The following is a 15,258-nucleotide window of genomic DNA, read 5'->3' as shown; positions in this document are numbered from 1 at the left end:
TCATGAAATACGGTATTCTGATGTGACAAAACCTGAATCCTGGTCGTTAAAGTGTTTGTTTGCACTCATATTTTAACTGTTAGGACTCAGGTTTTTTTATTTAAAGCAAACTATGGGACAGCAGTGACCATTAGGTCTCTCTTTTCTAGAATTCACGCGTATAACATTAAATTAATAAGGCAATACAACTCCTTCATCCACGTAGCAACGTAGCAGTTCTCTACATAAACTATTACTGTTCTCTACAAGTCGTATTCACCCCAATATTGATGCAGTTATAAGTAGCCTTCTGTCTATTGAGTGTTGGGAAACTTTGGACAGGCATGTTATTACTGAAATTTTTATACATTTCTGCCTGTTGATTATAGCTATTAGCAACTCCATTACTTACCTCGGTAATTGCATTAAATAAAGCAGTCCAGCCCTCTTGAGCCTTTTGTTGCTGTGCTAATCTCAATTGCTCTGCCTGTTGAGCTTGAAGTTGTTGGTTAGCTATATATTGTTGTACATCCGCTAATCGTTTTTGCTTTTGCTGATTTACAAATTCCTTTCCTTGCTCGATTTGATTTTTAAAGACTCCTAAGGATTTATAAGGAGAACAAATTGCAAAATAATTATCTTTTCCAACCTCTTTAATGTAGTTAGAAGAAGTACAAGTTAAATTGATATAAGTATTAACCTTTGTTTCAGCATCCAAAGTCTTTTTTAAATCGAAATCATTAGGATTACTAAATTTGTTATCGAGGTAGAAAATTTTATTTGTAACAAAATCCTGTAAATTCTGAGAAGGATTCACTAAAACTGGAGAATTCGAACTTAAATCAACAAAGTTTTTTCTACCATCATTAAATGATTCAAATGTATATAGTTTCTTCTTCTGCATTTGCACTACTAATTGCTGTTTTAGCAAAGGATCGGAAGTATAACTTTGTTCCGTTACATTCAATCCACCTACACTTGCATAGAATCTTCCTTGTGCGCCTGCATCATCGAAAGACATTTTTTCATACATTTCCTTATGATCGTAGTCATGAAAAATAATGCTTTTTTTAAACACATTGTTATTATCTAACATACCTTGGAAGAGTAGTCTATTTTTAGGTGAATTTTCCAAGTCACCTATTTGGAACATTTTATTAACTTTATCAAATTGATAAAAATATTGGGGTCGCTTTTCCCCCCCTTTATATTCTCCAATAGCTTCAACGTAGGTTTGTTTACCAATAGAAAACTCTCTTCCTAACCCTATTGCGTAACCATCTTTACACTCACCATCCCAATAAAACCTCACAGTAGGATCATTTTTTTTAAATAATGGAGATGCATATATTTTACACTTAGCCTTTTGAGTATCAGCCCAAGTTTCATTTTCTATTTGAGGTTGAGGAAGGCTAGCTTGAGATTTGTTCTGTGTATCTTCATCCAAGTATCTCTGAAATTCTGAAGGAGACATGGATTTATATGGTTGATTTCTTAAAGGAGCAGAAGAACTGCAACCATACAATGAAAAAAGAACAATAGCCCCGATAGAAATATTTCTAAGCATTTTTATAGTGTCCTATTCACTAAAAATAATAAAAAGTATACATAATGAAATTATAAAAATACTTTTTAGAAAGTATAAGTTTATACATTCCGTTATTCTTGATTTTTTTAAAAAAACTGGGTTTTTCCACCAATTTAATATCCATTTAACATAATGGCGATTATGCAAAATTTAGTTGTAAGCTAAAAATAGAAATGTCCGCTTTTAGAATACGCAACTAAGCGCATAAATATACAGCGTATAAAAAATCGCAGCCTAAGCTGCGATTTTTAACCATATTTAAATGATTTAGCTTATTATACGGATGCTTTTAACTGTGCAGCTGCACGGCCATCGAGCAACTTGCAACCTGTCTGTTGCTGAAGTTCCTCAAAACTCAAGCCATCGACCATTTCTAGCACCCAAGCCTGATTATCTTTGAGTTCAATAATACACAAATCGGTATAAATGCGGTCAACGCAGTTTTTACCGGTAATCGGATAAGTCAGCTCTTCCACAATCCGTGGTTCGCCATTTTTAGTGACATGTTCCATGCAAACATAGACACAACGAGCACCAACCGCCAGATCCATCGCCCCACCCACCGCTGGAACCGCATCCAGTGCACCGGTATGCCAGTTAGCGAGATCACCGTTCACAGCAACCTGAAAGGCGCCCATAATACAGAAATCTAAATGGCCGCCACGCATAATATCGAAGGAATCTGCAGAGTTCATAAAACTGCCGCCATCCAGCATGCTGACTAGTTCTTTACCGGCATTAATCAGATCATCATCAGCTTGATCAGGATCAGTTAAAGCGGTAAAACCCAGAACGCCATTTTCGGAATGCAGGATAATATCCTGTTCAGGCTTTAAATAACCGGCAACGCGTGTTGGTAAGCCAATGCCTAAATTCACATAAGAACCGGTCGGAATATCCTGTGCAACTTTTTCTACAATCTGTTCGCGTGTACGTTTTTGAATTGTCATTATTTGATATCTCCTACCTTCACCACATGCTGCACAAAAATACCCGGCGTTACGATAATCTCTGGATCAAGCTCGCCTAGCTCTACAATTTCATGCACTTGGGCAATTGTTGTTCTGGCTGCTTTTGCCATTAACGGGCCAAAGTTTCGGGCTGCTTTACGGTAGGTTAAATTGCCCCATTGATCAGCCTGATTGCCATAAACCAAGGCATAGTCTGCATGAATTGGATATTCCAGCACATAGTCCTTGCCATTGATATGGCGGGTTTCTTTGCCTTCAGCAATCTTGGTGCCGTAACCTGTAGGCGTAAAAATAGCGCCCAGACCTGCACCCGCTGCCTGGATACGGCAAGCCAAGTTGCCTTGTGGTACCAACTCTAGTTCAACCTTTCCAGCTTTATACAGCTCTTCAAACACCTTGGAGTTATTGGCACGAGGAAATGAACAGATCATTTTTTTCACCAGTCCTGACAATAACAGGTTGGTTAGACCACGGTCACCAGAAGCTGCATTATTATTAATAATAGTCAGATCTTTAGGACCAATATCAATCAAAGCTTCAATCAGTTCGATTGGCTGTCCTGCCAGACCGAAGCCACTGGTCATAATATGTGCACCATCTGGAATCTGCTTCAGTATGGTTTCGATATCCTGTGTGATTTTATTCATTTAATTGCTTCCTAGCATCTTCCTGTCTTTATAAATGTTTGATTAATCAATTAGTCAGCTTTTTGTGGGTCAAATAAACGGTTTTTAATGAAAATCGCCGGGATCAGGCCACAAATAAAATAAGCCACACTCATGATGAGTAGACCTGTACCAATTGAGCCACCTTGCGCAAAATAACCGATAGTTAAAGGTGCCAATACTGCGCCTAGACGGCCAATGTTATAAGCGCCACCTGTTGCTGTACCACGGACTTTAGTAGAGAAACTTTCAGTCATATAAGTCGCATTAATGCCATATGGAATACCGTAAAGGAATCCGAAAAACAGCATTAGCCATAAGATATTGTCCGGTGTGTTACCAAAGACAATGATAGGAATAAAGATTGCGGTGCCCATGGTACCGAAAGCAAATACAGCACGACGACCAATTTTATCCGCAATAATGCCCGCGATCACTTTGGTACACATCATGATCAGGAAGGTCCCAATCATATAGGTAGTCATTTCTTTAAATTTGATACCTAAGTCTGATTCCAGATAAGCTGGTAACCAGTTACTTACGCCGTAATAACCAAACTGTAAGAATGCGGTGCTGAACGACCAGAGGATGAACATGCGACGGCTTAAAGCATCGGCAAAAATCATTTTAAACGTATTCTTCGGTTTTTCCTGCACTACGCCGCTGGCTTTGGCTGCCAATCTTTCTTGACGTGCCTTTAACCAGGCTTGTGGTTCTGGTACCAGGAAGAACATGCCAATCGCAAGAACAATCGGAACAATGGCAATATAGTAAAGGTAACGCCAGCCTAGCTCTGGAAGCAGCCATCCTGCAAGTACAGTGGCAACGACTGAACCAAGTGTCCAACCTGTCATTAAGGCAGCAAGTACTGTAGAACGATATTTTGTTGGCACATATTCTGCCATTAGAGTATTACAGGCAATATAGAGGGCACCTAAGCCAATTGCTGAAAAGAATCGCAACCATTTGAATTCTTCATAGCTTTGAGTGAAGCCCAGCCAGAAGGTTAATGAAGAGAATAAAGCGATCGCAACAACAATCACCCGCACTCGTCCGAAGCGGTCACAAGCCCAGCCACCAAAAAAGCCACCAATGGCCATACCAGCAAGTGTCCAGCTACCGAGTGCACCTGCCTGAATACTACTTAAAGAAAATTCTTGTTTGAGGCTGGTTAGACTGTAGGCTAATAGTGCAAGATCTGCACCATCTACCAATAATGCTAAAAATGAAAAGATAAAAGCCAGAATCCAGACCTTTTTCTTAGGCATATTTTCTTCTGGTAGAAGGTTTTGTTGTGAATTAAGCGTATTCATAATGTCCTTTACACTTTGCTGGCACTCCTGTGCCCTTTAGAAGTTTATGTTTCACCTAATTAATTAAATGAAACATAGAATGTTTAATTGATCTTTAATTCTGAATCTGACTAGATTTTTAAAATCCATCCCAGAACTGGATTGGCTGACTTCAATAGAAGTCAGCCAAAACAAACTAGCCAGCAATGCTGGCTAGAGGTTGATCTGCATTTAGTTGGAGAATGCAGCAATTCCTGTTTGAGCACGACCTAGAATTAGGGCATGTACATCATGGGTACCTTCATAAGTGTTGACCACTTCCAGGTTCACCAGATGACGTGCCACACCGAATTCATCAGAAATGCCGTTACCGCCCATCATGTCTCGCGCTAAACGGGCAATATCTAAGGCTTTACCACAGTTATTACGCTTGATCAGTGAAGTACCTTCTACTGAAGCAATGCCTTCGTCTTTCATACGGCCAAAACGTAAAGCCACTTGCAGACCCAACGCAATTTCAGTTTGCATATCCGCCAGTTTTTTCTGGATCAGCTGATTCGCAGCCAATGGACGACCGAACTGTTTACGGTCCATGGTGTATTGATGCGCTGTATGCCAGCAGAATTCAGCTGCACCCATCGCACCCCAGGCAATGCCATAACGCGCACTGTTCAGACAGGTAAATGGACCTTTTAGACCACGAATTTCCGGGAACGCATTTTCTTCTGGTACAAATACATTATCCATCACGATTTCGCCGGTGATCGAAGCACGTAGGCCAACCTTACCGTGAATCGCTGGTGCAGAAAGCCCTTCCCAGCCTTTTTCTAGAATAAAGCCACGAATATCACCGACATTGCCTTCAGGAGACACTTCTTTTGCCCAAACCACAAAGACATCAGCAATCGGACTGTTGGTAATCCACATTTTCGCGCCCGTCAGACGGTAACCACCATCCACCTTTTTCGCACGGGTAATCATGCTGCCCGGATCAGAACCATGATCTGGTTCAGTCAGGCCGAAACAGCCGATAAATTCACCAGTCGCCAGCTTTGGCAAATATTTCTGTTTCTGCTCTTCAGAACCAAATTCATTGATTGGCACCATCACTAGCGAGCTTTGTACGCTGGCCATTGAACGATAACCCGAATCCACACGTTCTACTTCACGTGCAATCAGACCATAGCTGACATAGTTTAGACCTGCGCCACCGTATTGCTCAGGAATGGTTGGGCCCAGCAGACCCAGCTCACCCATTTCACGAAAAATCGTTGGGTCAGTTTTTTCATGACGGAACTGTTCTAGTACGCGTGGCATCAGCTTGTCTTGACAGTACGCATGTGCGCTGTCACGGATCATGCGCTCTTCTTCAGTCAGTTGCTGTTCCAGTAAGAATGGATCTTGCCAGTCAAATCTAATTCTTGTGCTCATTTTAATATTTCCAATATTCTAAAATTTGCTGCTTAAGCGGTTGCTTGTTTAATCATTTCACGTGCAATGATGATTTGCTGGATTTGAGTAGTACCTTCATACAGACGGAACAAACGCACATCACGATAGAAACGTTCAATTGAATATTCACTGATATAGCCCGCGCCACCATGAATTTGCAGACAGCGATCCGCTACACGGCCACACATTTCAGTGGCAAACATTTTCGCGCATGAAGATTCAGTGGTTACATTCTTGCCTTCGTCACGCAGACGAGCAGCATCTAGAACCATACATTTCGCCGCATAAATCTCAGCTTTAGAGTCTGCCAGCATGCCTTGGATGAGCTGGAAATTCGCAATCGGTTGACCGAACTGCTTACGTTCCACTGCATAATTTAAAGCATCTTCCAGCATACGCTCTGCCATACCTACGCTATAGCCAGCAATGTGCAGACGGCCTTTATCCAGGACACGCATTGCAGTTTTAAAGCCAATGCCTTCAACACCACCGATCAACTGATCTTTATGAACTTTACAGTTGTCAAAAATCACGTCACAAGTGTATGAACCGTGTTGACCCATTTTTTTATCAATTTTGCCCAGACTTAGGCCCGGTGTATTCGCTTCTACCAGGAATGCAGAAATGCCGCTTGCACCTTTGATATCAGGATTGGTACGCGCCATCACCGTAAATGTTGTTGCACGCGGTGCATTGGTAATAAAACGTTTGGTACCGTTTAAAATATAGTAATCGCCATCTTTAACCGCGCTGGTTTTTAAAGATGCTGCATCTGAACCTGAATCTGGCTCAGTTAAACAGAATGAACCAATGATTTCACCAGTCGCATAACGTGGCAGGTATTTCTGTTTTTGCTCTTCTGTACCGTCAATCACGATCCCGCTTGAACCGATCCCGTTATTGGTCCCGATCAAAGAACGGAATGCAGCCGATGTACGGCCTAATTCCATTGCGACCAGAATTTCCTCTTCCATGGTGATACCTAAACCGCCGTATTCCTCTGGAATAGTTAGGCCAAACAGACCCAATTCTTTCATCTGCTCGACAATACGCTCAGGAATCGCGTTGCTTTCTTCAACTTCATGTTCTAAAGGGACTAGTTCATTTTTGACAAAGTTACGAATAGTCGAAAGAAGTTGCTCAAGCATTTCCGGATCGCGAATCATAGGGATCTCCATGTTATTTAGTTCATCTGGGTAAATTCCTTTACCCTTTAATTTTAGTTTCGTAATACGAAATAAATAATCATAAAAATTCATTTTGAGCAAGAAAAATTATTAAAAATTTTATTTTTTAAGCAAAAAAGCAAATTTTTCTAGCTTTAATTAAAAATTATAGTTAGAATTTTATTTCACAATGCGAAATTTTTTAGATTGTTAGTAGATTTAGAAAAGAGTTAGATGATCTGAATCAGATCATAATTGATTCTATAAAAGCGCAGCTAGATAAGAATGTTTCAATTAAATCGTGCTGATGATTCTCGTTTTGATTGGCTCCATTTTCCTGAAATTTTATCTGGCGAACTTTAAATTTTCTAAAGATACTTAAAGATCATTACAGGTCTCAAAAACCTGTAAATTCTGCATGGTTTTTAGCTGAATAGCGCTAATTGACTTAAATACAGATAAAATGAGCACTTTTTTATTTATTTTTATCATTAATAGAAGTGTTTTATTTTGTATCGTGAAATTTAATTGCTATCATATTTATTAATTTACCTTTAATTGCTCTGACCATGACAAAAAATAAAACTGGCGAAATACCTAATTTTGATGAGATCCGTTTAGATCCGATTTCACATATTCATAGAGAAAATAACCCACAATTTATCGCGTCTATTGCACGTGGTTTAGAAATCCTCAGATGTTTTTCCGCAACGAATCAATTACTGGGCAACCAGGAAATTGCACAACTCACTAATCTGCCAAAACCGACTGTTGCCCGGATCACCAGCACGTTGGTTTCTTTAGGTTATCTAAAACAGTTACCGAATACGACCAAATACCTGTTGGACGTTGGTGTATTGGCTCTGGGTTATGCGGCGCTCAGCAATATTTCGGCACGTACACAGGCTTATCCATTTATGGAAGAAATGTCACGTTATGCGCAAGCGCCTGTCGCCATGGCAACACGTGATCGTCTGAGCATGATTTATTTGGAAGTCGTTCACACAGAGTCTACTTTGACCATGCGTCGTCCAGTTGGCTCTACCCTGCCTATTCATAGTAGTGCGATGGGCCGTGCCTGTCTGGCTGCGATGGAAGTTAAAGAACGTGAATATCTGTTTGATGCGATCAAGAAAAGAAATGAAGATCAATGGCCAACCATTAAGCGTAATTTAGAACGTGCTATTCGTGATTATCAGGATTATGGCTATTGCTTATCTCTCGGTGATTGGGCCAAAGATGTGAACTCTGTCGCAGTACCTTTAATTCACCCTAAACATGGTATTTTGACCTTTAACTGCGGCGCGCCAACTTACCTGCTCAATCAGGAAAAACTGGAAAATGAAATCGGTCCTCGTCTGATTCATATGGTTAATAACATTTCCCTGACTTTAAATAATATTTAAGCTGTTATTTAAGATTTAAATGGGCGGCAATGATCGCCCTTTATTTTTTCTTTTTTAAATTACTTCTAAAATTTTAGAGCAATAGAAAAATAGCCCATTCTAAGATGGGCTATTTTTTAAAGATTTAAAGACCAGCAAACTTGGCTCGCGCTGTATGCAGTTTCTTATAGCTATCAATTAAACGCAGATGACGATCCAGACCTTCAAGCTGCATATTGGTTTCAGCTAAACCGTAGAAACGTACTGTACCTTCTACTGAACCGAGGACTGCATCCATACGGGCATCGCCAAACATACGGCGGAAGTTGTGTTCATAGTCTTCCAATTCCATTTCATCATCCAGAATGACTTCAAGCACTACATTCATGCATTGATAGAACAGGCCACGTTCAACCGTGTTGGTATTGTATTGCAGGAACTGTTCGACCAAATCTTTAGCTTCTTCAAATTGTTGTAGAGCCAGATAGATCAGGAGTTTCAGTTCTAGAATGGTCAGCTGACCCCATTCGGTATTTTCGTCAAATTCAATCCCGATCAAGGTACGGATTTCGGTGTAATCATCTTCATCTGCTTCTTCCAGACGTTCAACCAGAGCTCCCAGCTGTTCATCATCCAGACGATGCAGGTTCAGGATATCTTCACGATATAAAAGCGCCTTATTAGTGTTATCCCAAACTAGATCTTCCACCAGATAAATTTCAGAATAACCCGGCACCAGAATACGACAAGCAGTTGCACCTAAATGCTGATAGACCGCCATATAAACCTCGTGGCCCATCTCTTCCAGAATGGTAAACAATTCCTGCGCTTCATCGGCATTTGAGTTTTGACCATTATTGGTGAAATCCCACTCGACAAAATCATAGTCAGATTTTGCGCTGAAGAAACGCCAAGATACGACACCACTTGAGTCAATAAAGTGCTCAACGAAGTTATTTGGCTCAGTGACTGCATTTGAACTGAAGGTTGGTTTTGGCAGATCATTCAGGCCTTCAAAACTACGGCCTTGTAACAGCTCAGTCAGACTACGCTCTAAAGCGACTTCAAGGTTAGGATGGGCACCAAATGAAGCAAATACACCACCCGTACGCGGGTTCATCAAGGTCACGCACATCACCGGGAACTGACCGCCTAAAGAAGCATCTTTGACCAGTACTGGAAAGCCTTGCTCTTCTAAGCCTTTAATGCCTTCAACAATCTTTGGATATTTTGCCAATACGTGTTCAGGGACATCTGGAAGTGCCAGCTCACCTTCCAGAATTTCGCGTTTAACCGCACGTTCAAAAATTTCAGACAGGCATTGTACTTGAGCTTCAGCCAAAGTATTGCCCGCACTCATACCATTACTGAGGTACAGATTTTCAATCAGATTCGATGGGAAATATACAGTTTCACCATCAGACTGACGTACAAATGGCAATGAACAGATACCGCGTGCTTTATTGCCCGAGTTGGTGTCATACAGATGAGTACCTAGTAACTCATCTTCAGGATCATAAATTTCACGGGTATGTTCATCTAAAACTTCTTCTGGCAATTCACCATTTGGACCTGGTTGGAACCATTTTTCATCCGGATAATGCACAAATTCTGCATTGGCAATATCTTCACCCCAGAACTGGTCGTTATAGAAGAAGTTACAGTTCAGACGCTCGATGAATTCACCCAGTGCAGATGCCAGCGCACTTTCCTTGGTTGAACCTTTACCATTGGTAAAGCACATCGGTGACTGAGCATCACGAATATGCAGTGACCAGACATTCGGTACAATGTTACGCCAAGACGCAATTTCAATTTTCATGCCGAGGCCTGCCAGAATCGCAGACATATTGGCAATAGTTTCTTCGAGTGGTAAGTCTTTACCCGGAATACAGGTTAGGCTGTCTGAAGCCAGATTTGGCATCAACAAAGCCTGCGCATCGGCATCAATGCTTTCAACTTCTTCTATGACAAATTCAGGACCGGTTTGAATGACTTTTTTGACGGTACAACGGTCGATCGAACGCAAAATCCCCTGACGGTCTTTTTCAGAGATATCAGCCGGTAGCTCGACCTGAATTTTAAAAATCTGTTTGTAGCGGTTTTCAGGATCGACGATATTGTTTTGGGACAGACGGATATTGTCGGTTGGAATGTCACGCGCTGCACAATAAACTTTAACAAAATAAGCTGCACACAACGCAGAAGATGCCAGAAAATAATCAAATGGGCCGGGTGCCGAACCATCACCTTTATAGCGGATCGGCTGATCGGCGATTACCGTGAAGTCATCGAACTTGGCTTCCTGACGAAGATTATCGAGATAATTGACCTTAATTTCCATGTGGATACCTAAATATTCTTATGTGCCACCACGGACAGATAAGATGCTAAATCTGAATATACAAGCCGAATCACGGAGGAGAATTTGACTCAAAAATAAAAATAACCCGGGTTAAACCTTCAACCAGTTAGTTTCAGGATAAGCTCGAGTAAGAATGGGCGCTATTATAGAATCATTTTATGAAATTGATAATGTTTGCTCGAATTTCCTGCAGATTTATCAAAATATCTGTTAATTAAATATTCAGGAAATCTGGCTTTAAGCCGGGAACAGGCTGTTTTTATTGATACTTGCTGTTCCCGACTGGATTTTATGGACTGCGAAATGCGTTTTTTAAATCAGATCAAGATCCAAATTAAAAATCATAGCCAATACCAAACACAGCGAGATCGCGCTGTTTATCACCAAAACGGTCGTAACCACCGAAGATATAATCACCAGACAAGGTCAACTTTGGCGCAACTTCATAACTCAATCCAGCAGTTGCATAACGGAAAGCATGCTGTTTGGTAGTGTTGCCCAGCTCATTACCTTCATATTTGCCTTCATCATTAAAATAACCACCCGCTGCACCGACATGCGCACCCAGCTTATCATTAATCTGATGGGTTAAATCCAAGGTATAAAAAGTATCACCCTGATTGGCATAGGCCACATCATATAAATAGGTCGATACACCCGCTGTAACACTGGTCTTGTCGTTTAGTGCACGACTTACATTCAGACCTAATTCATTTGAAGTCGTATGGCTGCCACCCGGATAATAATAGGTTGCATCCCAGAAATTCCAGTCGTAGTTTTCACTGCTATAGTTATAGCCCACGATAAAATCATGTTCGACTTTATCGCGACGATGTGACTTCTTGCCTTCCAGTTCCGGATAGGAATAACCTAAGGTTGAGCCCCAGTAACCGACATAAAAATTACCATAAGCCAGATTCAGCGCTGCCTGTAAAGCAACGTCATCATTTTCTGGTGCATTGGTCAGACCACGAGAGATGTATTTAGAAACTACACTGATGTTTCCACTGGTTTCAATTTTTTTTGCTTCCGCATCATCTGTAAAACAATAAACACTAGAAACAGCAGCACAGCCGAAAAGGACTGTTTGTTTGAAAATTCTCATAAAATATAAATTATATTAAGCAAAGAATGGATAACACTGAAACCAATTACAGCCCTATCCAGCTTTGGGTAAAAATAAATTCCGCTATATTCCTTGATGCAACAAGCAACAGGAATATAGCCATGACTTAAGCGCGTGGGGCCCGGTAGAAAGGCGCTGTAGAAGCAGGTAATGCCTGCTTGCCACGGATATGATCTGCAAGCTTTTCAGCCATCATGATCGTGGTTGCATTGAGGTTACCTGTAATAATGAGCGGCATAATTGAAGCATCGATGACACGCAGGCCTTGCATCTCATGCACACGCCCATAACCATCGACAACTGCCATATCATCCTCACCCATTTTACAGCTACAGGACGGATGATACGCTGTTTCTGCATGATTACGAACAAATTCATCAATTTCTGCATCAGTTTGCAGATTTTTGCCCGGGCTGATCTCTTCACCACGATATGGATCCAGGGCGGGCTGATGCATAATTTCACGGGTAATACGGATAGCATCACGGAATTCGCGCCAGTCCTGTTCAGTGCTCATATAGTTGAACAGAATGCTTGGATGTTCAAACAGATCTTTGGATTTCAGGCGAACCCGACCACGAGATGGTGAACGCATGGAACCGACATGAGCCTGGAAGCCGTGTTCATGAATAGCATTGGTCCCATTATAGTTAATCGCCACTGGCAGGAAGTGATACTGGATGTTTGGCCATTCGAACTCATCCGAAGAACGGATAAAGCCCCCGGCTTCAAACTGGTTGCTGGCACCAATGCCTTTGCCTAGGAATAACCATTCTGCGCCAATCATGGGCTGGTTATACCATTTCAATGCCGGATATAAGCTGACCGGTTTTTTGCACTTATATTGTAAGTACATTTCCAGATGGTCTTGCAGGTTTTCACCCACACCCGGCAGATCCTGAACCACGGGAATATCCAGACTTTTTAATAATTCAGCCGGACCTACACCAGAGCGTTGCAGGATTTGTGGAGATGCAATTGCACCTGCACATAGTAGAACTTCACGATCTGCAAAGACCTGAATCGGCTGTAAGGTATTTTGACCTTCAAAATATTCTACGCCAATCGCCTGATTACGGTTAAACAGAATTCGGTTGGTCATGGCATGGGTAATAATGGTGAGATTATCCCGGCCTTTGGCCATATCCAGATAACCACGTGCCGTACTGGAGCGACGACCTTGTGGTGTCACAGTACGATCCATTGGCCCGAAGCCTTCCTGTTGGTAGCCATTCAAGTCATCGGTACGTGGATAACCGGCTTGAACCCCAGCTTCGACCATGGCATGAAACAGCTCATTATTACCATTCTTAGGCGTTGCAACTGAAACCGGACCTGAATCGCCATGATAGTCATTGCCGCCAATATCGCGGGTTTCAGCTTTTTTATAATAGGGTAGACACTGCGCATAGTTCCAGTGTTCCAGACCTTTAAAGCTAGCCCACTGTTCCAGATCCATAGCATTACCACGGATATAGCACATGCCATTAATCAGTGAAGATCCGCCCAGACCTTTACCACGGCCGCATTCCATACGGCGATTGTTCATGTGGGGTTCTGGATCGGTCAGATAGGCCCAGTTATAACGGCGTCCTTGTAAAGGATAAGCTAAAGCAGCCGGCATCTGGGTTCTAAAATCCAGACGATAGTCCGGGCCACCTGCCTCAAGTAATAGCACCTTAGTATCTGGATCTTCAGTTAAACGCGCTGCCAGAACATTACCCGCAGAGCCCGCACCGATAATAATATAGTCGTAATTCATCAAATCCCCCTTATGCGCTAAATACAGACTGGAAAGGACTGAGTTCGACCTGAACCGATTTGGTCTGGGTGTAGTGCTGCAAAGTGACTAGACCATTTTCACGTCCGACACCGGAATGCTTATAGCCACCGACCGGCATTTCTGCAGGTGATTCACCCCAGGTATTAATCCAGCAGATACCTGCTTCTACCTGATGAATAATTCGGTGTGCACGGGCCAAGTCTGGTGTGACGACACCTGCGGCCAGACCATAATCGGTGTCATTGGCACGACGAATGGCTTCTTGCTCGGTGTCATAACTCAGGATACTCATGACAGGACCGAAGATTTCTTCACGCACAATGGTCATGTCATCGCGGCAGTCGGTAAATACGGTTGGCAGGACATAAGCCCCTTGGGCAAACTGTTCATCTTCGGCACGGCCGCCGCCACACAATAAGCGCGCCCCTTCTATCTTGCCTTTTTCGATATAGCCCAGCACTTTTTCCATATGCTCAAAGCTGGACACTGGGCCGAAATTGGTTTCAGGATCGAGAGGATCACCCATACGGATATGTTCAACACGCTGCAAAATCTTTTCTTCAAATGCTGCTTTCAATGCCAAAGGTACAAAAACACGAGTACCGTTGGTACAGACCTGACCAGAGCTATAGAAGTTGGCCATCATGGCAATATCAGCCGCTAGATCCAGATCGGCATCTTCACAGATAATCAGCGGAGACTTACCGCCCAGCTCCATAGTGACTTCTTTCAAACTAGAATTGGCAGCTTGCGCCATAACTTTTTTGCCGGTAGAAACGCCACCAGTGAATGACACTTTGGCAATATCGGGATGCGAAGTCAGATAACCCCCAATTTCACCACTACCAGTCACCACATTAAATACACCATGCGGTACACCGGCTTCAGTATAAATTTCTGCCAGTTTCAACGCAGTTAAAGGTGTGACTTCACTGGCTTTGAAAATCATGGCATTGCCTGCAGCGAGTGCCGGTGCAGATTTCCATAAAGCGATCTGAATTGGATAATTCCATGCGCCAATTCCAGCGACGACACCCAAAGGTTCACGGCGGGTATAGACAAAGGAACTGCTTCTCAGCGGGATTTGCTGGCCTTCAAGAACCGGTAGAATCCCCGCATAATATTCGAGTACATCTGCACCTGTCGTAATATCAACAGTCGATGTTTCACTAAAGGCTTTACCGCTGTCCAGGCTTTCTAATTTTGCCAGCTCATCATTACGTTCTCTTAAAATGGCGACTGCCTTATTCAAGATGCGCGAACGTTGAATCGCGGTCATTTCTGCCCAGACTTTTTGCCCTTGTTGTGCAGATTCAACCGCACGATCGATATCATTTTTTGAACAGACCTGCACTTCAGCCAGGACTTCGCCTGTTGCAGGGTTAATAGTTTGAAACGTGCTATTGGACGTTGCATCGACATATTGTCCATGGATATAAGGACGTTGCAGTTTGAATGTTGTCAATGGAATTCCCTCGCAGATTGT

The 15,258-nt window shown here is 42.3% G+C and carries 11 protein-coding genes; 1 reads left to right on the top strand and 10 read right to left on the bottom strand.

Annotation, left to right across the window (positions count from 1 at the left end; genetic code table 11):
• Positions 1 to 232: 232 nt before the first annotated feature.
• The 6 genes from FTU72_RS07080 to FTU72_RS07055 all read right to left on the bottom strand — a co-directional run bounded on the left by FTU72_RS07080 (position 233) and on the right by FTU72_RS07055 (position 7,113).
• Positions 233 to 1,546, bottom strand: coding sequence for a hypothetical protein (locus tag FTU72_RS07080; protein WP_179992557.1), 1,314 nt, complete (start codon positions 1,544 to 1,546; stop codon positions 233 to 235).
• Positions 1,547 to 1,842: 296 nt separating this feature from the next.
• A complete protein-coding gene (locus FTU72_RS07075; protein WP_179992558.1) occupies positions 1,843 to 2,517 on the bottom strand; it encodes a 3-oxoacid CoA-transferase subunit B in 675 nt (224 codons plus the stop codon).
• A complete protein-coding gene (locus tag FTU72_RS07070) occupies positions 2,517 to 3,185 on the bottom strand; it encodes a 3-oxoacid CoA-transferase subunit A (protein WP_179992559.1) in 669 nt (222 codons plus the stop codon). The genes FTU72_RS07075 and FTU72_RS07070 overlap by 1 nt, the downstream gene beginning before the upstream one ends.
• Before the next feature lie 50 nt (positions 3,186 to 3,235).
• Positions 3,236 to 4,516, bottom strand: coding sequence for an MFS transporter (locus FTU72_RS07065; protein WP_004785691.1), 1,281 nt, complete (start codon positions 4,514 to 4,516; stop codon positions 3,236 to 3,238).
• A gap of 210 nt (positions 4,517 to 4,726) precedes the next feature.
• Positions 4,727 to 5,926 carry an acyl-CoA dehydrogenase gene (locus tag FTU72_RS07060; protein WP_179992560.1) on the bottom strand — a complete coding sequence of 400 codons (1,200 nt, stop codon included), beginning with the start codon at positions 5,924 to 5,926 and terminating at the stop codon, positions 4,727 to 4,729.
• Between the two features lie 32 nt (positions 5,927 to 5,958).
• Positions 5,959 to 7,113 (bottom strand): acyl-CoA dehydrogenase family protein, encoded by a 1,155-nt coding sequence (locus FTU72_RS07055; RefSeq protein ID WP_034171043.1) that lies wholly within the window; start codon positions 7,111 to 7,113, stop codon positions 5,959 to 5,961.
• 569 nt (positions 7,114 to 7,682) lie between these two features.
• On the opposite strand from FTU72_RS07055, the gene FTU72_RS07050 reads away from it, so the two are divergent.
• Positions 7,683 to 8,519, top strand: coding sequence for an IclR family transcriptional regulator (locus FTU72_RS07050; protein WP_004785687.1), 837 nt, complete (start codon positions 7,683 to 7,685; stop codon positions 8,517 to 8,519).
• Positions 8,520 to 8,643: 124 nt separating this feature from the next.
• Here FTU72_RS07050 and FTU72_RS07045 read toward each other — a convergent pair whose 3' ends face one another.
• The 4 genes from FTU72_RS07045 to betB form a co-directional block, all read right to left on the bottom strand.
• On the bottom strand, positions 8,644 to 10,842 hold the full coding sequence (locus FTU72_RS07045; protein ID WP_179992561.1) for an OsmC domain/YcaO domain-containing protein: 2,199 nt from the start codon (positions 10,840 to 10,842) through the stop codon (positions 8,644 to 8,646).
• A 355-nt stretch (positions 10,843 to 11,197) separates the two neighbouring features.
• Positions 11,198 to 11,968, bottom strand: coding sequence for a hypothetical protein (locus FTU72_RS07040; protein ID WP_179992562.1), 771 nt, complete (start codon positions 11,966 to 11,968; stop codon positions 11,198 to 11,200).
• A gap of 127 nt (positions 11,969 to 12,095) precedes the next feature.
• A complete protein-coding gene (gene betA / locus FTU72_RS07035) occupies positions 12,096 to 13,751 on the bottom strand; it encodes a choline dehydrogenase (protein WP_180052584.1) in 1,656 nt (551 codons plus the stop codon).
• Positions 13,752 to 13,761: 10 nt separating this feature from the next.
• Entirely contained in the window at positions 13,762 to 15,237 is a 1,476-nt protein-coding gene (gene betB / locus FTU72_RS07030; protein ID WP_179992564.1) for a betaine-aldehyde dehydrogenase, read from the bottom strand.
• Between the last annotated feature and the right edge of the window lie 21 nt (positions 15,238 to 15,258).

The sequence above is a fragment of the Acinetobacter sp. YH12137 genome (genome assembly GCF_013418535.1).
Classification (GTDB): Bacteria; Pseudomonadota; Gammaproteobacteria; order Pseudomonadales; family Moraxellaceae; genus Acinetobacter.
The sequence above is the reverse complement of the archived record's forward strand: the minus strand, read 5'-3'. Positions and strand labels throughout refer to the sequence as shown.